22 protein-coding genes are annotated in these 26,175 nt (G+C 67.9%); 11 read left to right on the top strand and 11 right to left on the bottom strand.

All coding sequences use genetic code 11. The features are described 5' to 3' along the window. Positions 1-105: 105 nt before the first annotated feature. Positions 106-1,143 (top strand): zinc-dependent alcohol dehydrogenase family protein, encoded by a 1,038-nt coding sequence (locus LZC94_11150; protein ID WXB17808.1) that lies wholly within the window; start codon positions 106-108, stop codon positions 1,141-1,143. A gap of 158 nt (positions 1,144-1,301) precedes the next feature. Here the strand turns inward: LZC94_11150 and LZC94_11145 are convergent, their stop codons facing one another. From LZC94_11145 to LZC94_11135, 3 genes are all read right to left on the bottom strand, one after another. Continuing rightward, positions 1,302-1,745: a VOC family protein gene (locus LZC94_11145; GenBank protein WXB17807.1), complete on the bottom strand. Its 444-nt coding sequence runs from the start codon at positions 1,743-1,745 to the stop codon at positions 1,302-1,304. A 75-nt stretch (positions 1,746-1,820) separates the two neighbouring features. Beyond that, positions 1,821-2,717: an AraC family transcriptional regulator gene (locus LZC94_11140; GenBank protein ID WXB17806.1), complete on the bottom strand. Its 897-nt coding sequence runs from the start codon at positions 2,715-2,717 to the stop codon at positions 1,821-1,823. Between the two features lie 65 nt (positions 2,718-2,782). After that, positions 2,783-3,787 carry a LacI family transcriptional regulator gene (locus LZC94_11135; GenBank protein ID WXB17805.1) on the bottom strand — a complete coding sequence of 335 codons (1,005 nt, stop codon included), beginning with the start codon at positions 3,785-3,787 and terminating at the stop codon, positions 2,783-2,785. A 511-nt stretch (positions 3,788-4,298) separates the two neighbouring features. Here LZC94_11135 and LZC94_11130 point away from each other — a divergent pair. The 3 genes from LZC94_11130 (at position 4,299) to LZC94_11120 (ending at position 6,682) form a co-directional block, all read left to right on the top strand. Continuing rightward, the gene (locus LZC94_11130) at positions 4,299-4,694 is read left to right on the top strand and encodes a hypothetical protein (protein WXB17804.1); all 396 of its coding nucleotides are present in this window, start codon (positions 4,299-4,301) and stop codon (positions 4,692-4,694) included. Positions 4,695-4,698: 4 nt separating this feature from the next. Continuing rightward, on the top strand, positions 4,699-5,655 hold the full coding sequence (locus tag LZC94_11125) for a hypothetical protein (GenBank protein WXB17803.1): 957 nt from the start codon (positions 4,699-4,701) through the stop codon (positions 5,653-5,655). 118 nt (positions 5,656-5,773) lie between these two features. Next, a complete protein-coding gene (locus LZC94_11120) occupies positions 5,774-6,682 on the top strand; it encodes a hypothetical protein (protein ID WXB17802.1) in 909 nt (302 codons plus the stop codon). 531 nt (positions 6,683-7,213) lie between these two features. Here the strand turns inward: LZC94_11120 and LZC94_11115 are convergent. Then, positions 7,214-7,843 carry a TetR/AcrR family transcriptional regulator gene (locus LZC94_11115; protein WXB17801.1) on the bottom strand — a complete coding sequence of 210 codons (630 nt, stop codon included), beginning with the start codon at positions 7,841-7,843 and terminating at the stop codon, positions 7,214-7,216. Between the two features lie 97 nt (positions 7,844-7,940). On the opposite strand from LZC94_11115, the gene LZC94_11110 reads away from it, so the two are divergent. Both LZC94_11110 and LZC94_11105 read left to right on the top strand, forming a co-directional pair. Further along, positions 7,941-9,611: an FAD-dependent monooxygenase gene (locus tag LZC94_11110; GenBank protein ID WXB17800.1), complete on the top strand. Its 1,671-nt coding sequence runs from the start codon at positions 7,941-7,943 to the stop codon at positions 9,609-9,611. 76 nt (positions 9,612-9,687) lie between these two features. Beyond that, entirely contained in the window at positions 9,688-10,632 is a 945-nt protein-coding gene (locus LZC94_11105; protein ID WXB17799.1) for an isoaspartyl peptidase/L-asparaginase, read from the top strand. Between the two features lie 2 nt (positions 10,633-10,634). On the opposite strand, the gene LZC94_11100 is transcribed toward LZC94_11105, so the two are convergent. After that, a complete protein-coding gene (locus tag LZC94_11100; GenBank protein WXB17798.1) occupies positions 10,635-12,305 on the bottom strand; it encodes a DUF3459 domain-containing protein in 1,671 nt (556 codons plus the stop codon). Positions 12,306-12,365: 60 nt separating this feature from the next. Here LZC94_11100 and LZC94_11095 point away from each other — a divergent pair, with 60 nt between their 5' ends. Further along, positions 12,366-13,991: a tetratricopeptide repeat protein gene (locus LZC94_11095; protein ID WXB17797.1), complete on the top strand. Its 1,626-nt coding sequence runs from the start codon at positions 12,366-12,368 to the stop codon at positions 13,989-13,991. Here the strand turns inward: LZC94_11095 and LZC94_11090 are convergent. The 3 genes from LZC94_11090 to LZC94_11080 form a co-directional block, all read right to left on the bottom strand. Further along, entirely contained in the window at positions 13,942-14,301 is a 360-nt protein-coding gene (locus LZC94_11090) for a hypothetical protein (GenBank protein ID WXB17796.1), read from the bottom strand. The two genes, LZC94_11095 and LZC94_11090, sit on opposite strands and share 50 nt — an antisense overlap. A 157-nt stretch (positions 14,302-14,458) precedes the next feature. Further along, the gene (locus LZC94_11085; protein WXB17795.1) at positions 14,459-15,286 is read right to left on the bottom strand and encodes an MOSC domain-containing protein; all 828 of its coding nucleotides are present in this window, start codon (positions 15,284-15,286) and stop codon (positions 14,459-14,461) included. 26 nt (positions 15,287-15,312) lie between these two features. Continuing rightward, on the bottom strand, positions 15,313-15,927 hold the full coding sequence (locus tag LZC94_11080; GenBank protein WXB17794.1) for a hypothetical protein: 615 nt from the start codon (positions 15,925-15,927) through the stop codon (positions 15,313-15,315). 396 nt (positions 15,928-16,323) lie between these two features. On the opposite strand from LZC94_11080, the gene LZC94_11075 reads away from it, so the two are divergent. The 3 genes from LZC94_11075 to LZC94_11065 all read left to right on the top strand — a co-directional run bounded on the left by LZC94_11075 (position 16,324) and on the right by LZC94_11065 (position 20,913). Then, positions 16,324-17,031, top strand: a complete 708-nt coding sequence (locus tag LZC94_11075) for a hypothetical protein (protein WXB17793.1) — start codon at positions 16,324-16,326, stop codon at positions 17,029-17,031. Between the two features lie 205 nt (positions 17,032-17,236). Continuing rightward, a complete protein-coding gene (locus tag LZC94_11070) occupies positions 17,237-18,160 on the top strand; it encodes a hypothetical protein (protein WXB17792.1) in 924 nt (307 codons plus the stop codon). A 26-nt stretch (positions 18,161-18,186) separates the two neighbouring features. Then, positions 18,187-20,913 carry a protein kinase gene (locus LZC94_11065; GenBank protein WXB17791.1) on the top strand — a complete coding sequence of 909 codons (2,727 nt, stop codon included), beginning with the start codon at positions 18,187-18,189 and terminating at the stop codon, positions 20,911-20,913. A 72-nt stretch (positions 20,914-20,985) separates the two neighbouring features. Here the strand turns inward: LZC94_11065 and LZC94_11060 are convergent, their stop codons facing one another. From LZC94_11060 to LZC94_11050, 3 genes are all read right to left on the bottom strand, one after another. Beyond that, positions 20,986-21,603, bottom strand: coding sequence for a hypothetical protein (locus tag LZC94_11060; protein ID WXB17790.1), 618 nt, complete (start codon positions 21,601-21,603; stop codon positions 20,986-20,988). Then, positions 21,569-22,963, bottom strand: a complete 1,395-nt coding sequence (locus LZC94_11055) for an amidase (GenBank protein WXB17789.1) — start codon at positions 22,961-22,963, stop codon at positions 21,569-21,571. The genes LZC94_11060 and LZC94_11055 overlap by 35 nt, the downstream gene beginning before the upstream one ends. Before the next feature lie 289 nt (positions 22,964-23,252). After that, positions 23,253-25,040: a cytochrome C gene (locus LZC94_11050; GenBank protein WXB17788.1), complete on the bottom strand. Its 1,788-nt coding sequence runs from the start codon at positions 25,038-25,040 to the stop codon at positions 23,253-23,255. A gap of 161 nt (positions 25,041-25,201) precedes the next feature. Between LZC94_11050 and LZC94_11045 the strand changes: the two genes are divergently transcribed. Next, a complete protein-coding gene (locus LZC94_11045; GenBank protein WXB17787.1) occupies positions 25,202-26,122 on the top strand; it encodes an NAD(P)-dependent oxidoreductase in 921 nt (306 codons plus the stop codon). Positions 26,123-26,175: the final 53 nt, after the last annotated feature.

The raw sequence follows: 26,175 nt of genomic DNA, 5'->3' as shown, positions 1-26,175 counted from the left end.
CCAGCGCGGCCTGATTGGGCCGATCCAACGAGATACGAGCGCGGCTTGATTGAGCCGATCCAACGAACGACCAGCGCGGCCCGATTGGGCCGAGGAGACGCATTGATGACGACGACGAATCGGATCATCCGCTTCCATGAATTCGGCGAGCCTGCCGACGTGCTCCGGCTCGAGGAGGACGAAACGCCGGCGGGGCCGCTCGGCGCGCGGGAGGTCCGCGTGCACCTCACGTCGTGCGCGATCCATCCTTCGGATTTGATGAACATCCGCGGCCGCTATGGGCTGGTGCAGCCCACCTTGCCGCGCATCCCGGGGACCGACGCGGCGGGGCGGATCGTGGAGGTCGGGGCGGAGGTGTCCGATTTGCGGCCGGGCGATCGGGTGATTTTGCTCCTCGGCGCTACCCGTGGCGAGGGAACGTGGCGCGAGCAGGTGCGCGTGCCGGCGGCGGCCGTCGTCAAGATGCCAGACAACCTCCCCGAGGCCAACGCGGGCTCCGTATGGGTCAACTACTTGAGCGTCTGGATCATGGTGCAGGAGCTCCTCGCGGTCCCGCCGGGCGGGCTCGTTCTGCAAACGGCGGCCGGCTCCCAGCTGGGACGCGCCATGATGGAATTCGCGCGCCTGCGCAATTTCCGGCTCATCAACGCGGTCCGGCGCCGGGAGCAAGTGGAGGAGCTCGAAGCGTTGAACGGCGGTCCGGTGCTCTGCACGGAGGACGACGATTTCGTGGCGCGGGTGCGTGAGCTCGCGGGCGAGGGCGGTCTTCGCTACGCCATCGACGCCGTGGCCGGGGCCACGGGGGCCAAGCTCGTCGAGGCCATGGGCGTGGGCGGCCAGATCGTTCTCTTTGGCGCCCTCGAACGCGGCCCGCTGCCGCTCCCCGTGGGCGCGGTGCTCTTCAAAGAGATCGCGATTCGCGGCTTCTGGCTACGCCGGTGGACCGAACTGGCGGGGCCCGCGCGGCACCGTGCATTGGTCGATGACATCCTGCGCCACATCGCCCAAGGCGATATCGTCCCCGCCCTCGATACGGCCTTTCCGTTTGCTGCGTTCCGCGACGCCGTCCGCCGCGCCGAGACACCCGGCCGCAAGGGCGCGGTGGTGCTCGTCGACGGCGATTCGCCAATCGATTCGAAGTAAAAGCTCCTTCATTTCAGGCGCCCGACCCCGTGGTGCTCGGCGGGCGCGCCACCTGCGCGCGCCGTCCCCTCCCAAATCGGAGGCTCCCCTCTGCTGCCTCGAAGAGGGGAGCTCGCCGGATGCGCAAAATCGGCGACCGGCCCGAGAGGTGCCCGGGCTCAGGATTTGGTCAGCATGGCGGTGTAGCGGCGTTGCATTTCGTCGGGGGTGACCTTTTCGATGGAGTGGCCGATGTTCCACTCGTGGCCGAAGGGATCGCGGACGACGCCCGAGCGTTCGCCGTAGAAGGCGTCGGTGGGGGGACGGACGAGGGTTGCGCCGGCGGAGATGGCGCGTTCGATGACTTGGTCGGCGTTGTCGACGTGGAGGTGGAGGGTCACGGTGGTGGCGCCGATCGTTTCGGGGCCCATGCAGGCGAACTCGGGGAACTCGTCGGAGACCATGAGCACGTGGCCGTTGAAGTCGATTTCGGCGTGACCTACGCGGCCGCTCGGCTCGGTGAGGCGGAATAGCTCTTTGCCGCCGAAAGCAGCTTCGTAGAAGGCAATGGCCTTGGCGGCGTTGCGGACGCGGAGGTAAGCGAACAGCTCGTGGACGGACATGGGACTTCTCCTGCAAAGGGAAACGATGCCGTCATTCTGGGCCCTCGGGCCGGCGCCGTATTGAACGGATTTGACCTACCGCCGGATCGGCGAGGGCTCGGCGGCCGAGGGGATCGGGACGTGATGCGACCACGGCGGGGCGAGATCGCGGTAGCGGCCTGGGGTGATGCCGGAGAACGCGCGGAACTCCCGGTTGAAGTGTGCTTGGTCGGCGTAGCCGGCGGCCATCGCCAAGTCGGCCCACGAGGCCCACGACCCCCGCGAGGCTGACCCGCCTTGGAGGACGCTGCCGAGCGCGCGCTGGAAGCGCAGGATGCGGCAGTAGATTTTGGGGGTCAGGCCGATGGCGTCGCGGAAACGGGCGATGAATTGGCGATGGCTGTAGCCACTGGCGTCGACCACGCGGCGCACGTCGGTGGTGGCCTCGAAGAGCGCGAGCGCCCTCGTCACCAGGGGATGCGGCCCGCGTGCGCGGACGACCCCGAGGCGCTCGGAGAGGATGGTGTCGAGAAGCGCGAGGCTCCGCTCCGGCGAGCCCGCCAGCTCGAGGCGTTCGCGGATCTCGGGGGCGGCGCGGCCCCACACGTCCTCCAGCGGCGTGTGGTGCTCCATGAGCTCGCCCGCAGGCACGCCCAGCAATCGCTCGGCCACGCCCGGATGGAACTGCACGCCGATGCTGCGCGCGGGCCTCGAGATGTCGCGCACGTAATACGCGGAGCGCGCTCCGCCGACGATGCAGTGCCCCACCACATGGCCGACGGGATCGTTCTCGTCCTCGAAGAGGCGGAGCGGATCGTCCGAGAGGCGAAAGACCACGTGCATCGTGCCGCTGGGCAAGACGCGCTCGCGGCGCGGGACGGGGCTGGGCCGGGGTTCGGATTCGGGTCCTCCCCCGGGGGGACGGCCGTCGGTCGCCCACATCGCTTTGACGAAGGGGCGAAGTTGCGGACTCGGATCGCGGGTGACCATCATGCTCGAGCGCGCCTCTTTGGCGGAACGAGGCGTAGTCTACGCCGAAATGCGCGCGAAATCCGGCTTCAAGGCAGAGCCTCGCCGGAGCCCCGCGGGATCAGGCGGGTCGGGAGCTCGCGGCGCACGGGCGAGAGGTTGCCGCCCTCCATCCGGCGAAAGAGCAGCTCGGCGGCCGTCCGCCCGATGCGCGCGGGGTCCTGCGCGATGACGGTCACGCCGGGGGTGAGGAGATCGGCGAGGTCGAAATCGTCGAAGCTGACGAGCGCGGGGCGGCGCTCGAGCCCCTGGCCGCTGGCCTCGAGCTCGGCGAGCTCGCGCAGCACGGTCACGGTGATCCGGCTGTTGCCGGTGAACAGGGCGGTCGCCGGGGACGGGCTCGAGAGGAGCATCCGCTCGAGCGCCGCGCGAATGCCCTGCCGGCTCGGCGAGGCCATGGCGATGAGCGATGGATCGATGAGGTGGCCCGCGGCCGTCAGGGTCTCGCGGTAGCCGCGCACGCGCTCGCCCGCCGTAAAAATCTCGGGCGCATCGCCGATGTAGCCGATGCGGCGATGGCCGCGGGCGAGCAGGTGCTCGATCCCTTTGCGCACGCCCCCCACGTTGTCGACCAGCACGGAGTCGGCGTCGATGTTGGTGGCCGGGCGATCGACGAACACGGCGGCGACGCCCGCATGGATCTCGGGCTCGAGGTACCGCTGATCGTCGCCCACGGGGACGATGATGATTCCATCGACGCGGCGGGCGCAGAAGGCGAGCGCCAACTCGCGCTGACGCGAGGCGCTCTCATCGCACGATCCGGTGAAGACCAGAAAGCCATGCGTCAGCGCCACCTCTTCGACGGCGCGCGTCAGGGTCGAATAGAACGGATCGGCGAGGTCACGAACGATGACGCCAATGCTCGATGTGTGACCTCGACGCAGGGTGCGCGCGCCATCGTTCCGGCGAAAACCAAGCGCCTCAATCGCGCCGCGGACCTTCTCGGCGGTGGCCGGGTTCACCCCCGGCTCATCGTTGACCACGCGGGAAACCGTTTTCAGCGCGACGCCTGCGGCGGCCGCCACATCATTCATCGTCGGCCGATTTGTCGACAGCTTGGACATATGCGCGAGCTAGGCCGTACCGGAACGATCCTGCGCCGTGACCTCCTCGCTTTAACTAATGCATAGAGACAACGTTGTCAGCAGCAACCGCATTTTTCGTGCACGCGATCGCCTACCGCGCCGCGCGCAGCGGCGCACTTGGCGCGAATGTGTTGTGGGTTCCCAACGGGGCGCCGTGCAGCGGCGCGACTTGGCGCGAGCGTGTTGCGGGTTCCCCCGGGCCGCGGGGTGCGGCATCGCTCCTTGGCCCGAGCGCCGTCAGGCCGAGACGCCACCGCGCACGTCCGAACAACTTCTCCGACACCGCCGAAGCGTTGCGGGTTCGCCGCGTGTCAACGGCCTTTTGGGTGAGGGTGCTGACTTGTACGACAATTGATTTCAGTTTCATTAAATTCGCAACTCATCGCGAGCAGGTCGCGATATGGTGGACCGGCTTCACCCGAAACTTATCAACCCCCCGTAGGCGAACAAGGGAGGATGTATGCAATCACGACGAAGGTCCTGGATGAATTCATTCATCTGGGGCGCAGCAGCCGTTGGTGTGTTCTCGTTGGTCGGCTGTAGCACGGGAGAGACGGATCTTCAGGCGCCGTCGCCCCAGGCCGTTGCCGAGCCGACTGCAAAAGACGTCGATGAGGCGACGAAGCAGATTGCCCCGATGTTGGATCGTTCGAATGTGACGGTAAGCGTCGTCGAGGGCGGCGGTAGTGCCCATTTCAATGGTGGGTTTCAGAATGCCATGTTGGCGCGCATCAACGCCGATGGCACGGTCAGCGAGGCGTGCGTCGATTCGGCGCCGCAGGCGAATGCGTTCTTCGCGGCGAATATTGGGATCAAGCTCCGGCTCCCGCTGAACGGGCAAAACGGAAAGGACTGAGCCAATGAGCCATCGAAGGATTGCGGGCCCCCTGGGCGCGCTGGCGGTCTTTTCCATCGCCGGGAGCGCCAAGGCCGTCACGATTACGATCATCAACAACGACGGTGCCAACACGGGATTCAACGATCCGACCCCGGTCACCCCCGTGGGCGACAACCCCGGCACCACCAAGGGCGAACAAGCGCTCAACGTGTTCAAGAAGGCGGCCGAGATCTGGGGCTCCGCCCTGAGCGGCACCGTCGAGGTCAAGGTCCTTGCGTCGTTTGCGCCGCTTCAGTGCAGCGAGACGTACGGCACGCTCGGATCGGCGGGGCCCATGTCGGCCTATTACAACCCGAGGTTTCCGAACGCCTCGGCGTGGTATCCGGTCGCGCTCGCGAACCAGCTGGCCAACCGCGATATGAATACCAACCAACCCGACATCCAAGCTCAATTCAACTCGGAGCTGGGCAAGCCCGGGTGCCTCTCCAGCCGCGGCGGCTGGTACATGGGATTCGACGGAAATCACGGCAAGCGCATCGACTTCCTGACCGTGCTCTTGCACGAGTTCGGGCACGGGCTGGGCTTTCTCACCTTCGTGGATGGCACCACCGGAAAAGAGATGAGCGGCCGCCCCGACATCTACGAGACGTTCCTGCACGATGCGACGCAAGACAAACCGTGGACGCAGCTGACCGACAACCAGCGCAAGTCCTCGGCCCTCAACAATGGAAACGTGCGATGGGAGGGGCCGGCCGTCACGGCGGCGGCGAAGGAGATCCTGTCGTCCACCACCCCTACCCCGCTCCTGTACACGCCGGCGAAGTTCGAATCGGGGTCCTCCGTTTCGCATTGGGATAAATCGCTGTCGCCGAATCTGTTGATGGAGCCGGTCATCAATGGGGATTTGACGCACGGGTTGGATCTCACGACGGCCTTGATGAAGGACATCGGCTGGACATTGCCGGCCACCACGCCATAACCGTCACGGAGGAGAATTCGAGGGGGGTTCGAACGGCGAAGGAGTCTGTCGCGAACCGTCGCACGGTTGGCGTGTGGGGCCATGTTGCGCGCCTGTCTTCCGGGCACAGTGCGCAAGCATGAGAAACCTTGCTTTCGCAGTTGCCCTGGGCTTCGGGCTCGTAGCCTGCAGCTCCGACGATGCCTCGCCTACGAATCCCTCTCCGAACCATGCGCCGTCCGAGACGGACGCGCGCTCCCAAACACCGCCGGGCAGTACGGCATACGGTCCGCGGGTGACGCCGGGCATTGCCCCCGGGGTCACCCTCCGCGATGCACCGCGGAACTTCGTGACGAGCCGCGACGGACAGCTCATCGAAAATCTCGTCTTCCGTTCCCAACCCAAAATCCGACACGCCCGCGTCCATTTTCGCAATTGCAAATGGGTGACGACCCAGGGCGACAACCACTGGGCCTTCGACCCGGCCGACTTCGACGATCTGCGGACGGCCGGCGTCATCTTCGAACGGAACGACTTTGCCGACGCCCTGCCGGCCATTTACTCGGCCGACCCCGCGCAGCCGGCCAAGGTTATCGCATCCATCTTCCGCGGCACCTCCGACGGCTATGGCGACTCGGCCAAAGTGGGGAGCAACCTCGTCATCGAGGACAGCGTCTTTCAATACGATCACCCGACGCTCCCCTACGCGCACGCCGATGGCCTGCAGAGCGACATGGGCTCCGTCGCCCACGTGACCGTACGCTATTCGTACTTCGATGTGACCACGCCAGGCGCCAACGCCGCGTTGCTCCAGAACGAGGTGGGCGACGAGGTCGGTGATTGGCTCATCGAGCACAATCATATCCACGCCCAAGGCGCATACCCCGTGCGCATCTATCACCTCACCGGCTCGGGGCGCGCGACCGTTCGCGAGAACCGGATCGATCGCATCTGGATTTACGGTCCGCTCGACATTACCGATCACCCCGAGCTCGTGGACTGGACCAACAACGTCGACGAAAAAGGCGCCGTGATCCCGCGCCCGTAGCCGTCGCCGTCTTTCCCAACGGAGGCGCCTTCGGCCGCGGCGGCAGCCGTCTTTCGGCTCGGCGGGAGGCGCCTTCGCCTGCGGCGGCAGCCGTCTTTCCAGACGGAGGCGCTTTCGTCCGCGGCCGTAGCCGTCGCCGTCTTTCCGAACGGAGGCGCCTTCGCCCGCGGCGGCAGCCGTCTTTCGGCTCGGCGGGAGGCGCCTTCGCCCGCGCCGTCTTTCCCGACGGAGGCGCCTTCGCCCGCGGCGGCAGCCGTCTTTCGGCTCGGCGGGAGGCGCCTTCGCCTGCGGCGGCAGCCGTCTTTCCCGACGGAGGCGCTTTCGGCCGCGGCCGTAGCCGTCGTCGTCTCCCAACGGAGGCGCCTTCGCCTGCGGCGGCAGCCGTCTTTCCAGACGGAGGCGCTTTCGGCCGCGGCCGTAGCCGTCGTCGTCTCCCAACGGAGGCGCCTTCGCCTGCGGCGGCAGCCGTCTTTCCAGACGGAGGCGCCTTCGCCCGCGGGAGGCCATGGCGCGGCTACGATGGCGCGTGGCTCACGGGACGCGGTACTTGGAGAAACCTTCGCCGAGGAGCTCGAAGACCCGATCCATCTCGGCGCGGACGGCGGCGAGGGCGCGCTTCTTGTCCTTGCCGCCGAGCATGTGCTGCACCAAGGAGCGCATGAACGACGATTGGGTGACCATCAGGATCTCCGCCACGGTCCATACTTCGGTATCGCTGTCCGGCCTTTGCATGCGCTCCGCCAGCGCCTTGGCCAGCGAGGCCGTGTGCCGCGCCCGCATTTCCCGGCCGTGGGCCTGCAGGGCCGGGCTCTCGGATACGAGATGCAGGAAACCGTGGTTCTCGGGGGGCACCTCGCCGAGCTGGTCGAGGAAGAGCAAAGTGTACTCGCGGATGGCCGCGAGCGGCTTTCCGCCCGGTTTGAGCTCGCGCACCAGCCGCACCAAACCCTCTTCGATCTCGAGATCGCGGTCGAAGACGAGGTCTTCCTTGGTCGGAAAGTAGTTGAACACGGTCTGCTCCGACACCTCGGCCTCCCGGGCCACCTCGGCCACCGTGACCGTCTCGAAGCCCCGTCGCGTGAACAAACGCGCGGCCGCGTTGGCGATGGATTCCCGCATTTTGCGCTTCTTGCGCTCTCGAAGGCCCTCCGGCTTGGACATGCTGGCCCGAGTCTAGCGCAGCGGCGCTTGACTGGGGCGGCGCCAAACTTATAGTTACTATATAATTTTTGCTGCCACATTTTTATAGGAGCCACACATGGCTGACATCCGGGTTCCCGTGTTGATCGTGGGCGGGGGCGTCGTTGGGCTTTCCTCGTCCTTGTTCCTCACCCACCACCACGTGCCGCATCTTCTGGTGGAGCGGCATCCGACCACCTGCATTCACCCGCGGGCGCGCGGCGTGAGCGGGCGCACCATGGAGCTCTTTCGAGGCCTGGGCCTCGAGGATGCCATCCGCCGCGCCGGCGCGGAGCTGGCGAAGAGCAACGGCTTTCTCATGGGCAAAACGCTGCTCGGCGTGCTCTCCGGCGAGGGGACGGCCTTTCGCATGCCGGCGCCTGGCGCGACGGGCGGAGCCTCCCCCTCCCCGTTCGGGCTCGCGTTCGCGCCGAGCGATGCGAGCCCCACGTCGGCCGCGCGCTGCCCCCAAGACCGGCTGGAGCCAGTGCTCCTCGAGGCCGCGCGCGCCCGCGGCGGCGATCTGCGGTTTCACATGGAGCTCGTGAGCTTCGAGCAAGACGCCTCGGGGGTGACCGCCGCCCTTTTGGACCGCGGCACGGGCGAGACGCACACCGTGCGGGCCGACTACATGATCGCGGCCGACGGCGCGAAGAGCCCCATCCGCAACCGGCTCGGGGTGGCGATGGAGGGACGGGGCGAGATATCGCACCAGCTCAATATCTACTTTCAGGCGGACTTGAGCGAGCTGGTGAAGGGGCGCGAGTTCAGCATTTGCACCGTCGATCACCCGGAGGTGCGCGGGATTTTCACCTCGATCAACAACACGGACCTTTGGGTCTTCCACGCGATTTACCATCCCGGCTTGGGGGAGAAGCCGGAGGATTATCCGCTCGAGCGCTGCGTCGATTTGATCCGCACCGCGCTCGGTATACCGGATATCGCCATCACCATCCGGAGCGTGCTGCCGTGGGCGGCCACCGTATCGGTGGCGGAGCGCTTTCAACATGGTCGCGTGTTTTTGGCGGGCGATGCGGCGCACCTCATGCCGCCTTGGGGAGGCATGGGGGCCAGCACCGGCATCCAAGACGCGCACAACCTCGCGTGGAAGCTCGCCGCCGTGCTCGATGGGCGCGCGGCGCCCTCGCTCTTGTCCACCTACGACGTCGAACGCCGCCCGGTCGCGCGCCTGGCCGCGGAGCGATCGGGGAACATGGGCGACCGCACCGGCATCGTGTCGCCGGAAAAATGGGCCGGCAGCTTCAAGGAGAACTTTGCGCCGGTTGGCTTTCGCTACCACTCGGCCGCCGTGCTCGCCGAGGCGGACGAGAAGGACGAAAGGAGCGAAGAGGACGGAACGCGAGCGCAACCCGGCGAGGTGGCTTGCCAGGAGCTCGACGGGCGCCCGGGGACGCGCGCGCCCCATGTCTGGCTCGAACGCGAGGGAAAGCGCACCTCGACCCTCGACCTGTTCGGGAGCTCGTTCGTGCTGCTCACCGGGCCGGACGGCGCGAGCTTTTGCGATGCGGCCCGCGCGTTCGGGGCGCGCTCGCGCGTGCCGCTCGCCGCCTACACCTTGGGCGAAGGCGGCGATTTTCGATGCGAGCCATCGTGGACGGACGCGGCGGGGATCGAGGCTGGCGGAGCCGTTTTGGTCCGACCCGATGGGTTCGTAGCGTTTCGAGCGCGCGGGGGCGTGGAGACGCCGGCCCATGTGCTCGGGGACGTGCTCGAACGGATCTTGGGGTGAGTTGCGATATGCTCCAAGGATGCGTGGAGCGCGGGCGGCGGCGATAGCGCACGGGGGTCAGGGAAGTCCGGCGAGCGTGTCCGATGGCTGCCGCGCCGCGGTGGATGCGGCCCTCCGCGTGCTCGAGTCGGGGGGCGAGCCGGTGGACGCCGCGGTGGCCGGCGTGGTCGTGCTCGAGGACGATCCCCGCTACAACGCGGGGACCGGATCGCGCGTTCGGATCGATGGGGTCACCGTGCAGATGGACGCGGCGGTGATGACGTCGGCCGGGCGCTTCGGTGGCGTGGCGGCCATCGAGCAGGTGAAAAATCCGGTGTGCGTGGCGCGGGCCGTGCTCGATACGCCGCACCTGCTCCTGGCCGGCGACGGCGCCACCCGCTTCGCGCGGACCCTGGGGATGCCGCCGTACGATCCGACCACCGACGACGGGCGCGCGCGGGCGCGCGATCTGCAAAAGCGGCTCTTGGCCCGCGATCCAACCTTGCCCGCCGAGTGGGCGCGCTTCGACTGGCGGCGGCATTGGAACTTCGAGCACGGCTTGTCCCAGGGCGCATCGGCGGGGAGCGCGGGCGGCAGCGGCCAGGTGCCCGCAGACGGCAAGGTGCCCGCAGGCGGCAAGGTGGACGCGGGAAGCGATACGGTGGGCGTCGCCGTTCGCGCGGCCGATGGGCGCTTTGGCGTGGCGCTGTCGACGGGGGGCACCGCGCTCACATTGCGCGGGCGGGTCGGTGATGTGCCGATCCCGGGCGCAGGGCTCTTCGCAGGTGTGCACGGCGCGGTCGCGGCCACGGGGACCGGGGAGCGCATCATCGACGTGGGGCTCGCGCGCCACGTTTACGACTGGCTCGCCGCCGGGATCCCCGCGGAGCAAGCGGCGAAGCGCGCGGTGGATCTCGTCGGCGGCAAGAATGGCAGCATCATCGTGATGAGCCCCACCGCCATGAGCGCCGCCACCGAGTCACCCATGGCGTGGGCCGCGCGCGAGTCCGGCGCGAGCACATGGCTCGGGCCGGGATCGTAACGTCACGCGAGCTCGAAGATGCAGCCCTCGTCGGGGCGCAGGCGAAGGGTGCGCAGATCGCGCGGCGCGCTCGAACCACCTCCGTCACCCAGGCTCTCGCCCCCGTCGAGGTACGTGGAGACGAGCAACGTCCCCTCCGCGACGCCCGTCAACGTGAGCGTGCGCTCCGTGTCGGCGAAGTTCAGGGCGACCAGGTAACGGCGGCCTGCCGCCTCGCGCAGGTAGACGAAGCCGTCGTCGTCGCCCTCCACGAGCGCGCGGTACGTGCCCCCCGAGAGCGCGGCGATCTGGCGGCGCAAGATGAGCAAGGTGCGGGTCAAGGTCAGGATGCTCCGCGGATCGGCGCGGAGCGTCTCCACGTTGCGTTGCGTGTAGGCGTCGCCCACCGGAAGCCAAGGCGTGGCCGAGGGCGCGCAGAATCCCGCGTTGGGCGAGGCATCCCAGAGCATGGGGGTGCGCTCGGGATCGCGGCCCACGCCGAGGCCGGGGACGCGGTGCTCGAAGGGATCGCGCGCGTTCTCGGGCGCGATGGGGACATTGGGCATGCCCAGCTCGTCGCCATAGTAAAGGGTCGGCGTACCGCGCAGGGTGAGCAGCAGCATCATGGCCACCCGCGCACGCGCCTCGGAGCCAAGGCGGCTCGCGATGCGCGGCTCGTCGTGGTTGCCGAGCACGTAGTTGGGCCATGCGCCGGTGGGGAGGCTTGCCTCGATGTCCGCCACCAGACGGGCCGCCGCGCTGGCCTTCCATGCAATGCCGAGGAGGCCAAAGTTGAACGGCATGTGCAGCTCGTCGAGGTCCACACCGTAATAGGACGCCCACGCCGACCAATCGAACTCGTAGATCTCACCGATGGCCACCCTCGGATCCTCGCGGCCGTACGCCTCCAGCACCTGGCGGAAGCCGCGAAAGATCCCGTGAATGTCGGGGTGCCCCTGGTTGTGCAGCGGGATGAGCGTGTCGTAGTCGCCGAACGGACGGTGAAATGTGGGGCGCCCGGGGTTGGGCGGGTTGTCCCGCATCGCAGGGTCTTTCATCATCGGCAGCGGCGCGTCGACGCGAAAGCCGCCCACGCCGCGGTCGAGCCAGAAGCGCATCACCTCGTGCATGGCGGCGACGACCTCGGGGTTGCGCCAATTGAGATCGGGCTGCTCCGGCAAGAAGGTGTGAAGGTAGTATTGCCCGGTGGCCTCGTCCCATTGCCAAGCGGAGCCGCCAAACACGCTGACCCAGTTGTTGGGGGGCGAGCCATCGGGGCGCGCATCGGCCCAAACGTAGAAATCGCGCTTGTCGCTGGTGCGCGCAGTACGCGCCGCGAGGAACCATGGATGTTCGTGCGACGTGTGGTTGGGCACGAAGTCGACGATGATCCGAATGCCGTGGCTTTTGGCGGTCGCGACCAGCTCGTCGAAGGTGCCGAGATCGCCGAAGATGGGATCGACGTCCGTGTAGTTTTTGACGTCGTAACCGAAGTCGGCCATGGGCGATGGGTAAAATGGGGATACCCACACCACATCGACCCCCAGCCACGCAAGATAAGGGAGCCGCGCGATCAGGCCGCGCAAATCTCCGATGCCATCGCCGTTCGTGTCGAGAAAGCTCCGCGGGTAAACTTGGTAGACGACACCGCGCTGCCACCAATGCGCGGTAGCGGCATTCGAGGGAGACGACATGGTTTTATCTTTTAGAGCGATTCTCGGCGGTGGGGAGACTCTGGTATCGTTTTCATGTCGATGAAACGAACCGCGATGGCCGCCGTCACCTTTTGGCTTGCTTCCGTGGCGGCCGGCGGATGCGGGGGGACGCTCGCCCGAAGGCCGTTCACCTGCCCGGAAAAGGGCGGCGCGGCCTGGAGCGAGGTAAAAAGCACGCACTTCACCCTTCGAACCGATCTGGAGCCCGAGGTCGCACGCCATGTTTCGGCGGAGCTGGAGACCCGCTTTTCGGCCCTCGCCGATCTCGGGTTCGAGCCCCCGCTCGATGTGCGAACGCGGCTGGACATCGTGTATTTCCGGCACCGCGAGGAGTACGAGAAGGTCGCGCCCAAAGCGACCGCGGGCGTGTTCGGGCGCGAGGGCGGCGACTTCGAGCGCGGCCATATCGCCATCCTGCAAGGGGATTTCACCCAACGCGCCAAGGAGCTGGTGCAGCACGAGCTGACCCACTTCTTCGTGCACGCGTACTATCCGCAGGCCCCCATCTGGCTCAACGAGGGCCTGGCCGACTACTACGAATCGCTGGACTTGGATGGCGAGATGGCCGTCCTCGGGCGCGCGCCGCGGAGCTCTCGGTTTTGGAAGGGGCCGTGGAGCGCAAAGCTCGTCGACGGCGAGTACACGTGGATGATCCCCATGAGCGAGGCCCCCACCGCCCGCGCGCTCTTGTCCATGGATGCCGTGGCGTTCGAGGGAGCCTCCAATCGCGATGTGAGCACGCCCGAAGGGCTCAAGGCCGTTCAGCAAATGAGCGCGCACTACGCGGGCGCGTGGACCCTGGTGCACCTCTTGATGGCCCACCCCGACTACCGCACGCCCTTCGAGGATTACCGCCAGCGTCTGCTCAAGGGCGAATCGAGCGAGCAAGCGTGGGCCGAGACCTTGGGAAAGGTGCCCGAGGGCAAGCTGGAAAAGGACTACACCGACGCGCTCGTGCCGAGCGAGGTGATCACGTACCGAACGAAGTACACGCCGGCACGCAGGGCCGCCGAGGCCACCCGCACGCTCTCCGACGCCGACGTGCACATGCTCTGGGCGCGGCTTCGCGACTGGCGAACACCGGACGGGCTCGCGGCGGCGCGCAGCGATATGAACGAGGCGCGCGCGCACGAGCCGCATCATCCGGAGCTCGCCATCCTGACCGCGTACATGGAAAACGATCGCGGCAATGTCGCCGCGGCGGAGGCCACGTTGAAGGCTGCACTGGCGGAGCGGCCCAACGATCCTCGGCTGCTCAACGCCATGGGGTGGATCGAGCTGAACGCCATCGGGCAGAAGACGCGACCGCCGGCGGCGCTCACGCCCGTGGCCGAGAAGCTCGAGCCCTTGGCCAAGACCGCGGCGGAGCTCGATCTACTGGGCTGGACGCATCTTCTGGTGCACGACGACGTGGATCGGGCGCTCGCGTACGAGAAGCGCGCGATCGCGGCGGATCCGAGCTGCTACCCGTGCTTTTCGGCGGCGTCGATCATGCTCGATCAGAAAGGCCGGCTTCGCGAGGCGCTGCAGACGGCGACCCTCGCGCTCCACTTGCTTCCCGATGGCGCGAGCGCCCCGGCGCTGGTCGGCCGGATCGAGTCCTACCGGCGCCGGCTCAGCGAGAAAGGCGACGCGGCGTCTCGTTCGAGCCCGCCCAAACCATGACGGGGTGGTCGGTGGGCACGCCGGCGATGGCTTGCTCCACCTCGACCGGGAACTCCGCGTTCCGCGTTTGAAAGTAGCCATTGAGGTACTGGCGGCGAAGGGCCGGCGACTCCGGGCGCTCCGCCGCCGCGCGCTCTTCGGCCTCGTGCACCGCGGGCATGTCGAGCGCGCCCATGATGGGAGCCTTGGGCACGTTGATCCCTTGCGGGCCCGCGCGATGATCGCCCGACTCACCGGAGCCCGCCGGCGGCGAGCCGCACGCCCACGAGGCCGCAAACGCCGCAGCCATCCAGAGATTGACCGATTTCATCGCAGCACCTCTCTCGTTAAGCCTCGTTAAAGCCCCGCTAGGGCCCCGTAAAAGCCGTACAGGCAGTAAGATCCTCGCCAAAACCCCGCAGAAGCCCGTACGTCGCCCGTGAAGATCCATGAAGGATCCCGGGTCCGAGACTACGCTCCTCGGAGGCTTACTCCAATACGGAGACGGGATCGCCCAGGTGCAATTCGCCTTCGCGAACGGGTATGAGGTTCATTCCAAACCAAGCTGATCCGTTCCATTTGTGACGGCGCGCCAAGGTGCGAAGCGGCTCTTTGCCTTTGGCGAGGGTCTCGGGGTGAATGGTCGTCATGACGCATCGCGCGCACGGCTTGACCACGCGAAACTCCATGTCCCCCACGCGGATGCGTTTCCAGGTGTCCTCCGCAAACGGCTCGGGAACGGGGTCGATGACCATGTTGGGACGAAATCGCTGCATCGGGAGCGACTCCGTCGGCGGCTCGCCGCGCTCGCGTGCGCCTTCGGCGATCCAGTCGTTCAAGCGCCCGAGCGAAGCGAGCGTGGTGACCAGCAGCGGAAAGCCATCGGCCAGGCTCACGAGATCCCCGGGCTCGCTGTACTTTGGATCGCTGGGGCGGCGCCGGGGATCGTCCAGCCAAACCAGGCGCACATCGGTGCGCTCGAGCAGTTGGCCCAGCCAAGCATCGGCCTCGGCGCCCGCCGGGGTCGCGGTCACCACATCGCGCTGCACGCGAACGGGCACCGGCGCCGGGGCGGGCGGCATCACGCGGAGGGGATCGAGGTGCGGTCCCTGCAGAAGCAGCGCGCCCCCGGGCTCGGGGGTCACGCGCACATGGAAGAGGCGCGGCTCTTCCCGGGCGCTGAGAAAGACGCCCTCGGCGTCGACGACCATCCAGCGCCGATCGCCGGCGATGCCCCAGGGCTCGACGTGGACGGTGTCCGGGGCGAGCCCGGCGCCGGATTTGAGCGGATAAACGTGCAGCGAAACGACGCGCAACGAAGTGCCTCCTTCGTCTCTCTCTATCACATCGCCGGGCTGCGGTTTCGGCCGCTCACCCAAGAAAGAGGAAGGGCGATCGCGGTCACCACCGCGACCATCGGCGGAAAGACGAGCAGCGCCGGCACCGCGAGCAGAGCATACAGCGCCACGTGCGCAGCGTCGCCGAGCGTGAGCGCGGTGGACGGAGCGGGGTCGAGGCCGAGCTCGTTCCTGGCTTGGCCGACCGTGGTGTCGAGCAGCGCATCGTCGTAGCGTCGCGCGTACAAGTTCCGGCTTCGACGGCCGCGGCTGTAGGCGCGCAGCACGCGGCGCGGCGCGAAGAGGAGGCCCGCGAAGAAGGCCGTCAGATTGAACAGCGCCACCACCGGGCCCGTGCGCAGGCAGCCGCTCCCGAGCTGCCAGCCCGCGATCTCGGACTCCCCTACCCGGCTGGTGTCGTAGCCCGTGACGATGTGATGCAAATCGTGAAAGCGAATCGCGCGCTTGCGCCCTGGGGTGTTGGGAAAGTGCAGCACGATGGGGCCGACCTTCACGCGCGCCCAAGGCTCGTCGTAACCGCCGTTCGCGCCGAAGTCGTTCTCGGAGAAGTACACATCCCGCGCATCGCGAAGAGACTGCCCTGGATCGTAGGCTCTCATGGGCGCATGCCTCCCTTTTTGACGACGCTCACGTTCGAGCGCCCCGCATCTAGGGTCCGCGGAACGGGCGTCAACGGGGAGGTTCGCGATCACGCCTCGCGCCGTCAGGTCGCGGCCACTCGCCCAAGAGGCACGGCGCCGCCCGTGGCGTACAGGGAGACCACCCCCAAACGGCGCTCGCTCGTGGGGCGCTCGATGCACGTCTTCGGGGAGCTCCACGCCATGTTCGCGCAGAACCCGGATCTGGCGCTTCGCTTCATCGAGCATCATGCACCTCTCGGGCCTCGCGCCGCCAAACATCGATTTCGCGACCAGCCTTCGCCGTTCGCTCGATCTTCTCTTTCGCGGCCTCGCAACGGACGCGCGAGCGGCGCCAAAGGTGTAGAATTGCCTTCGATGGCTGGGTTGTCACCTTCGGAGCGCGATCTCGATTTGGCGGTCGCGTGCCTGCAGGGAAATCGGGAGGCGCTCGCCGTCTTCGAGAGGGAGCACCTCGATGCGGTCGGTGCCTTCGTCGCCCACATCGATCGCACGCCGGCGTTCGCGGACGAGGTTCGTCAGACCTTGCGGGTGGCGCTGCTCGCACCCGGCCGCGATGGGCATGAACCGGGGATCGCCGCCTACCGCGGGCGTGGAACGCTGGGCGGATTCGTACGTGTGGCCGCGGTGCGGGCGGCCCTGAATTTGAAACGGCAGGCGCGGCGGACGTCGGCGCGTGAAGATGCCACGCGCGCGACCGCGGCCACCGTGGTGGCGCTGAGCCCCGAGCTCGCGTGCGCGCGTGAGCAGTACCGCGATGCGTTCGGCGAGGCGCTGCGCGCGGCGGTCTCGGAGCTCTCGGCGCGCGATCGCACGCTTCTGCGCCTTTACCACGCCGAGGGGGTCGCGCTCGAGGCGCTGGGCGCGCTCTACCGGGTTCACCTTTCGACGGTGTCGCGCTGGTTGACGTGTGCGCGCGAGCGGATCGCGGAGACGACGTTGCGCCGGTTGAGCGACGAGCTGCGGCTGGCGCCGAGCGATGCGGAGAGCGTTGCCGCCATGGTGATGAGCCAGCTCGATATCAGCTTGGTGCGGCTTCTCGGGGATTCGAATCGCGTGGGTTGATGCGGGCGGCTCCCGTCGGGTGAGGACGCTCCTTGGCTCCGTTCGCAGTGACGACCCTTGGCGACTATTTTTGCAAAGGGTGGGGCGGGCGGTGTCAGGGGGGTAGGAGGTCGAGCGTCCCATGCGCACCATCGTTCGAATGTTTGCTCTTACCCTGGCTTCGCTTCTTGCAGCGTGTGCGGCCAATTCCGATGGCGACGTCGCCATGTCCGACCCGGAGATTTCCGGCGACCGCGAGCCGCTGCAATCGGGGTGCGGCGATTCGCGTACGGGGATCACCGTTCCGGGGGAGGACTTTTTCCCCGAGGGTGTCGCCGTCGCGCCCGATGGCAGCTTTTACATCGGGAGCTTTCAAACGGGGGCCATTGCGCGCGCGCGTCCGGGGGCGGACGCCGCGGAGCCGTTCATCGCGGGGCGCAGCAACTTCTATGTCGCAGGGGTGACGGTGGATACGCGGCGACGGACGCTTTGGGCGTGCGTCTCCGACGACGACCTGCTCCCCGAACAAGCCGCCTACCTTCACGGGTACGATTTGCGCACGGGCGCGCTCACGGCCAAGTACGTGCTGCCCGGTGTCGACGGCTTTTGCAACGACGTGATCCTCGACGATCGCGGCAATGTCTATGCGACGGACGCCGCGGCCAACACCGTCGTGCGGCTGCGTTCGGGCGGAACGAAGCTCGAGACCTGGTCGAACGATCCGTTGTTCCAACCCGGACCGGGCCCCATCACCCTGAACGGGATCGTCTTCGATCGGCGCCGCCACCGGCTCTTGGTCGTCAAATCCGATTCGGGGGATCTTTTGTCGGTGCCCATCCGGAGCGACGGCAGCGCCGGGGCGGCCCGGATCATTCCCGTCGACCCGCCGCTGCAATTCCCCGACGGCATCGAAATGGCGGACGACGACACCTTGATCATCGGCGAACACCGTGCGGGCAATGTGGTCTCGGTGACCATCGACGGAGCCCGCGGGCGCCGCGAGGTCCTTCGAAGCGGCTTGGCCCAGCCCACGACATCGGCCCTTTATCGCGGAAGCGCCTGGGTGGTGATCAGCCAATTGAGGGCCCCGGACGGCCATCCGACCTTGCCGTTCCGTCTGGAGCGAATTCCCCTTCCCTCGCGCCGTTGAACGTGTGAATGGCGTTAATCGACGCCATGCCGAACTGTGCATCCGACGAGCTCGTACAAGCCTTCGTCGAGGATCGGCTGCCCGCGGGCGAGCGCGCGGACCTCGAGAGCCACCTCGGTGACTGCGACGCGTGCTGCGCGCTCGTGGCCCGCGTCACCGAGGCCTGGTTTGCTCAACGCGACGAGGGCCGCGCGGAAAAGCCCGCGGAGCTCGCGGCCGGCGCGCGCGTGGGGCCGTACACCATCGTGGCCTTCGCCGGCCGCGGCGGCATGGGCGACGTGTACCGCGCGCGCGATCCGCGGCTCGGGCGCGACGTCGCCATCAAGGTGCTGCCGGCCCGCTTCGCAGGCGACGCCGACCGCCGGGGCCGCGCCCGCCTCGAGGCGCTGGCCACCGGGAGGGTCGTGCACCCGAACGCGGTCACCGTGTTCGACGCGGGGACCCACGACGGCGTCCCCTACTTGGTCACGGAGTGGCTCACGGGGACCACCTTGCAGGAGCGGCTCGCGCGCGGGAAGCTCCCCATCGCGCAGGTGCGCCGCATCGGCGCGCAGCTGGCGCGCGCCCTGGGTGCGGCGCACGATCGCGGGGTCATTCACCGCGATCTCAAGCCCGGGAACGTGTTCCTCGGCGCCGACGGCAGCTGCAAGATCCTCGACTTTGGCGTGGCGCGCCTGGTGGCCTCGCTCGAGGAGCCCCGCCCGGAGACGGCCACCGAGCCCGGCACGCAGGTCGGCACCGTGGGGTACATGTCGCCGGAGCAGATCCGCGGCGAAGAGGTCGACCCGCGCACCGATCTCTTTGCGCTGGGCGCCGTGCTCCATGAAATGATCACGGGGCAAAAGCCCTTTGGCGGCCGCAGCCTCATCGAGCGCATGACCGCCACCTTGCGCGACGAGCCGCCCCCGTGCGGCGGTGAGCTCGAGCGCATCGTCGCCCGCTGCCTCGCGAAGTCTCCCGCCGATCGATTCCAGTCGGCGCACGATCTGGCGTTTCATCTCGAAACGACGTCGGGTGCGGCGCAGGCGCCCCAAGCCGCCGAGGTGGCCGCGCCTCCATCGCCTCGGCCGCGCCGTCTCCTGCGCGCCTTGGGATTGGGCGCGCTCCTGGCCGCGGGTATCGCCGCCGCCAGCTTTCACGTGGGCCGCCGCACCGCGATCCACCCCGCCCCCGCGGAGCCGCCAACGTACCGCGCCATCACCTTTGCACGCGGGCAAATCCTCGCCGCGCGCTATTCGAACGACGGCCACACGGTGGTCTATGGCGCCTCGTGGGACGGAGGGCCTCCGCAGCTCTACACGACGCGCACCGAGCTACCCGGCACGAAGCCGCTGGGCATCCAGGCCGATGTGCGCGCCATCTCCGCGCGGGGCGAGCTGGCCATGCTGCTCGATCCGCAGTTCTTCGAGTCGGCCACGCCCAGCGGCACCTTGGCGCGCATGCGGCTCGGCGCAGGTGCTCCGCGGGCGGTGCTCGAGCACGTGTTCGAGGCCGACTGGAGCCCGAGCGGCGACGAGCTCGCCGCCGTCAGCAAGACCGGGACGCGCTACCGGCTGGAGTACCCCATCGGCACCATTCGCTACGAGGGCGAAGCTTGGCCGAGTCATATCCGCGTCGCGCCCGACGGCCGGCGCGTGGCCCTGTTGCTCCACCGCGATCCCAAAGACGATATGGGCTCGGTGGCCATCCTCGATGGAAACGGGCCGCCGCGCGAGCTGTCGCGCGGGTGGACGAGCACCCGGGGATTGGCCTTTGGCCCCGGCGGCAAGGAAATATGGTTTACGGCCGCCCGCACCGGAGCACAATATGCCCTTTACGCCGTCGACGAAGACGGGCGCGAGCGCCTGATCGATCGGATCGCCGGCAGCATGCTGCTGCACGACGTGGCGGCCGACGGCCGGGCGTTGATCGAGCGCCGCGATCATCGCGCCGCGCTCTACGCGGGCGAAGGCGGCAGCGAGCGCGATCTCACATGGTCGGACAGCTCGTTTCTCACGGGCATGTCCGCCGACGGACGCACCCTCTTGTACGCGGAAGAAGACGCCAGCGAGGGGCCCGACTACGGCGCGTATCTGCGGACCGCCGACGGCGCGCCGCCCGTGCGGCTGGGGGATGGCACGCCGGTCGACCTCGCGCCCGATGGTCGCTGGGCCGCCATCCGACGCGCGGGACCGCCCGACACCTTGGCGCTCGTTCCCACCGGCGCCGGCACCGCGCGCGCTCTCTCGATCGCGCCGCTCGCCACCCTCTTCGATGGCCGCTTCTTCCCCGATGGCCGCCATCTGCTCTTGCGCGGCATCGCGGGCGCCGGCCATCTGCCGCGCCTCTGGGTGCACGATCTCGACGCCTCCGCGCCGCGCCCGATCACGGCCGAGGGCGTCGCGCCCATCGCCGCCATTTCGCCCGACGGCGATCGCATCGCCGCCGTAGGCGCGGACGGCACCATGCACCTGTACGGAGCGCGCGGCGAGGATCGGGGCGAGGTGCCCGGGCGCTTTCCCGATCACATCGCCATCGGCTTTCACCACGACGGGGCCTCCGTCTACCTGCGCACGCGCTCCATCCCCGTTCACGTCCGCCGCGTCCACCTCACCTCGGGCGCGGTGACCGAGCACCTCGCGCTTCCATCCGGCGGACCTCGTCCGGGGCTGGCATCCATCATGACGCTCTTTCTCAGCGCCGACGGCCGCTCATACGCCTACTGCACGAGCGAGACCTTGTCGCGGCTCTACATCGTCGAAGGCTTGAAGTGATCCCATGGCCCGCGCCGCGCGCGACCCGATGCGCGGGCGAGCTCCCCACGCGGGCCGCCGCACGCGAATCGTTTACGGTGCGGCGGAGGGGTGGATGTGCGGACGGTAGCCCGCGCGGAAGATGCCGACCACGCTGGGCGGCGTGAGCACATCGACCTCCGCGTGCAGGGGCCGGGCGCAGCGCTCCACGTAACCGGCGGGCGACCACGCCCAAAGATACCGGTCGAGCACCAGCCACGCGCGCCGGCCGTCGGCGATGAAGGTTCCATCGGGCAAGGTTCCGAGCTCGCCGCGCGAGGTGCGCTTGGTGTCGCGGCCGATGAGACGCTCCGCGTGGAGGTGGTGATCGATTTCATCGGCGCCCGCCGGATCTTCCGGATCTTGCAAGCGCCAGAGCGCGCGGAACTGACGGTAGGCGGAGTGGCGGCACTCGCCGCAGGGCCGATGGCCGGCGGCGAACGCGGTGGCCTCGTCCAAGAAGAATAGCTCGGTCCAGGTCCGGCGCGGGCTCATCACCTCGCGGTGGCGGCCTCGAAACTCGAGCTGGCAGATGATCCACCGGCGCAGCTGCCACGTGCGCAAAAGCGTGCGCGAGGGATCGTGCAGCCAGCCGCGGTTGCCCATCCAAAGACCCCGCGCCGGATCGGCGAAGATTTCACCGAACGGATCGACGCGATTCGTCAGCGGCATGACGGGGATCGGGCGCGCTCGGGCGCGGTAGCGATGGCGTGCTCGCAGGCGGGCGGCGGTAGCGCGTGGCCTGCTCGAAGGAGTAAGCCAGCCGGATGAGGGAGCCCTCGCTCCAGGCGGGTCCGATGAGCTCGAGCCCCACGGGCACGCCATCGGCGGTGAAGCCCGCGGGGACGCTGATGGCCGGGAAGCCCGTGTGCGCGCTCAGTTGGCAATTGACTCCATGCTGCGCCTCGCCGAGCTTCGTCGCCTTCTGGCGCAAGGTTGGATAAAGGAGCGCGTCGAGGCGCTGCGCGGCGAGGGCGCCCGCGGTGGCTGCACCCGATATCTTGCGTTGTGCGACCCGGCGGAGATAATCGGGTGAGTTGCGTTGCTTCTGGGCCTCCGACATTCGCAAATAAGGTTCGATGCTCGAATCCAGCTTTCCCGACGCGAGGACGTCGGCGAGCGTGCGCACCTTTGCGGTGGGGTGATCGCGGAGGTAGTCGTTCAGGTCGAATTTGAACTCCGATATGCTCAGATCCGCGGGGGCCCCATCTTCGACGTCGACGAAATCGGGCAGCGCGGGCATGGTCACCTCGACGACGGTAGCACCTTCGGCGCGCATGGTCTCGGCGGCTTTGCGGATGATGCCCGCGATCTCCTCATCCGCAGGCCCTCGGCTGAGCAAATTGCCGAGGATCCCGACGCGGGCGCCGCGCAGCCCCTGGCGCTGCAAGAACGTCGTGTAGGTGGCGGGCGCGCGGCCGGCGCCATCTTTCGTCACCGGATCGGCGGGGTCGTAACCGGTGAGGACGTCCATCGCAAACGCGATATCGGTGACCGACCGCGCCAGAGGTCCGCCCGCGTCTTGCGTGTGCGACATGGGGATGATGCCCTTGCGGCTGGTGAGCCCGTAGGTCGGTCGCAACCCCACCAAATTGTTGTTCGCCGAAGGAACGCGGATCGAGCCGCAGGTGTCCGTCCCGAGGCCGAAGCTGGCGAAGCTCGCGGCCACGGCGGCGCCCGTACCACCGCTGGAACCGCCCGGAACGCGATCGAGCGCGTACGGATTGTGCGTCTGCCCGAAGAGCGTTCCGCGCGTCTCCCACCCCCACGCCCACTCGTGCATATTGGTCTTCGCGAGCACGATGGCGCCGGCCGCCCTGAGCTTCTTCACCATGGTGGCGTCCTCGCCCGAGGTCCAGCCTCTGAGCAAAATCGATCCCGCCGCGGTCTGCATATCCGCGGTCTCGAAATTGTCTTTGACCACCACCGGAATACCGTGCAGCGGCCCCCGCGGACCGCGGGTGCGCCGCTCTTCGTCCAGCCGATCCGCCTGCTCCCGCGCGTCGGCGGCGATGGCGGAGATGGCGTTCAAGACGGGGCCGCTTTGATCGTAAGCAGCAATTCGAGCAAGATACGAATCAACCAATGCACGCGACGTCGTACGACCCGCATTCAGCGCATCTCGCAATTCGGGAATCGACGCCTCGACAGGGTCGAACGGGCCTTCGCGATCCTGCGCGAGCGCGCCGCGAGACTCCGCAGCGGGCGGTGCGCTGGAGCCGCACGCGACGAGGAGCACCACCGAAAATGTGCAAGGCAGCCAAGCAGCACGCGTCATGGCATATCTGGGTAGGGCCCGCGCGCCGGCCGTCAAGTTACTACTAGTAAAAGTCGTGCCGCGTATGGCAGCCGCTCGCGCACGAAACGAACGCGTCGGGACCGCCGCCCGTGTACGAATCGGTGATCGGTCCCCACTTGCTCACGTGATCGGCCGGGTACGTCCGATGGCAGGAGAGACACGCGCCTTTGCTCGTCCGCTGGATGCTCTCGCGCGTGAGATGGCAGACCTCGCAGCGCGCGCGGCTCGCGCGGTAATTGTCCGCGCGCGAATGAATGAAATGCACGCGCGAGGCGATCGGCGCGTCCATCTCTTCGGTCATCGGCGCGTGGCACACGGTGCACGCCGCGCGCGCTTCGACGCCGAGGCCGTGCAGCGCGCGCTTGAAATCGCCGCCGTTGCGGTGGCAGCTCCCGCAGCCGCCGGTGCCGAGGCGCGGCGGGGTCCTCTCGGTTTTACCGACTTGGATCTCCATGACTTTGCTCATTGGCACTTCCTCGCCCAAATATTTTCGGCGAGCCTTGAGCACGACGTAATACGTACCCGGCTCCGCGTCGGGGGGAAGATCGAAGGTCCAGGTGTCGGTCGAGGGTTTGGACCAGGCGGGCTGTCCGCCGAAGAGCGATGCGAAGCTGGGGACGGCGGTGGCTTGGCCGAACATTCCATCGGTGCTCGGCAAGGCGGTGGTGAGCATGCCGGTGGCCGGATCCATGCGGCTGGCGATGTCCAAGGTGGTGTAGATGGGTTTGCTCCGGTGGATGGGGCCCATCAAACCGAAGTTGAGGTGGCTCTCCCGATGTTTGCGCCGATAAAACAAGGCACTCGGTTCCTGGAACCCCCGCCAATACTGAATACCCGATTCGACCTTTCCTTGCATGAAGTCGCGAAAGCTCGGCATCTCCCCCGGCGCGTGCAGCGGATTGCCCGCCCCATCCTTCAACGTGAACTCGAAGGTCACGCGCTGGCCCGGCGCGTAGAACCCCGAAGGCCCCGGGGGCGTGAGCGCCTGAATGTCCATGTCGAAGCCGTAGTCCCACCGCGGCGCGTCGATCTGCGTGACGGGGATCGTGTAGTCTTCGCGCTTCTGCGACCAATGGATCCGGAGCGCGACGGTATTGGGCTGCATCTTCGAGGTGGGCGCCGGCCGGTTCGCGTTGCGGAGCTCCACCAGCGCCTCCTCCGAGAAGCGCTGGGCGCGCGCACAGTCGGACGCGGAGGCACAATCGTGCGTCCATTGGATGGCGCGAAAGCGCCGCGTGAAGAAGGCGCCCGCGCCGCTCGCGCAATCGGCGGCGTCGATGGTCAAAAAAATGGGCTCGGCGGTCCTCCGGCCGTGGGCGTCGAGCTGCTCCACCGAGAAGATGCTCGGCGCGCGCATCCACCGCGCGCCCTGGTAAAAGCGCCTCCGCACGAAGGTGTCGCCCGGGCCCTTGGCGGGGATGAACGACTCGTCGTCGGGCCCCTCGCCGGGCCTGCCGCTCCAGTCGAGGGACGCGAAGTCGCCTTCCCGGCCGAGCCCCCGGATGCCCTCGTCGGCCCGCGCCTCGACCGAGGCTCGGAGGTCGATCTGGCTGACGTAAAAGGTCTGCCCGCGCCGGACCGAGAGAGGCACCCCCTTGCCGTTGTCGATCTCGAACGCGAACCCCACCGGCGTATCGAGCGTGGTGACGAACGTGCCCGCGCGCACGGCGCGATCGCCCGAACCTTCGGGCGCTCGAGCGGTCTCGGTCGAGGGACCCGACGTCATCACCTCGCAGGCGGACGATCCCGCGAGCAACAGCATGGCCGACAATCCAATGTTCGCGCGCATGTTCATGACATTGGACATCATAGTGGCATTGCGCTCGTAACATTGCATTTCAATTTTCGAAACATCGTCACATGACGCGCGACCATCCAAACTTCGAAGATGACAAATTCACATGCACGAAAATGCCCTGACGGGGTAAACCTGGCGGCAGACTGGAAAATGAACGACACCAAGGAGAAGCCATGAGCAATCTGGAGATCGCACCCGGAAAAACCCGCATCGGATGGATCGGGACCGGCGTCATGGGAGCATCGATGGCGGGGCACCTGCTCGCGCGGGGCTACGCGCTCACCGTGTCCAGCCGCTCGCGCAGCAAGGCCGAGCCCCTGCTGGAGCGCGGCGCGCGCTGGGCCGAGAGCCCGAGCGCGGTGGTGGCGGAGGCCGACGTGGTGTTCACCATGCTCGGCTTTCCAAAGGAGGTACGCGCCGTGTTCCTGGGTAACGAAGGACTGGTCGCATCGGCGCGTCCGGGACAAATCTTGGTGGACATGAGCACGAGCGAGCCCAGCTTGGCGCGTGAGATCGACGCGGCGTGCCTTGCGCGCGGGGTGCACGCGATCGACGCGCCCGTCTCCGGCGGCGACATTGGCGCGCGCGAGGCGCGGCTCTCGATCATGATCGGCGGCGACGCGGCCATCGTCGAGGCGCTCGAGCCATTGTGGTCCACCATGGGCAAGACCTTCGTGCGCCAGGGGGACGCGGGCGCGGGGCAGCACACGAAAATGGTGAATCAAATTTTGATCGCCACCGGCATGATCGGCGTGTGCGAAGCGCTCTTGTACGCGCACCGCGCGGGGCTCGACGCGGAGCGGGTGCTCTCGTCGGTGGGGCCGGGGGCGGCCGGGAGCTGGTCGCTCGCCAATTATGGGCCGCGCATCCTGGCGGGCAATTTCGAGCCCGGCTTCTATGTCGAGCACTTCATCAAGGACATGGGGATCGCGCTCGACGAAGCGCGGCGCCTTGGCTTGAGTCTGCCCGGGCTGGCGCTGGCCGAGCAACTCTACCTGTCGGTGCAGGCCAACGGCTGGGGAAAGAAGGGCACGCACGCCCTGCAGCTCGCGCTCGCTCGCATCTCCGGCATCGATTGGGAAGCGCGCCGCTAAGGCGCGCCGCGGGGTCGCGAGCGCACGGCGGGATGGCGGGCGCACGGCGGGTA

The sequence above is a fragment of the Sorangiineae bacterium MSr11954 genome (genome assembly GCA_037157815.1).
GTDB lineage: Bacteria > Myxococcota_A > Polyangia > Polyangiales > Polyangiaceae > Pendulispora > Pendulispora albinea.
Note: the sequence above shows the minus strand (reverse complement) of the source record. Positions and strands in the feature narration are given on the sequence as shown.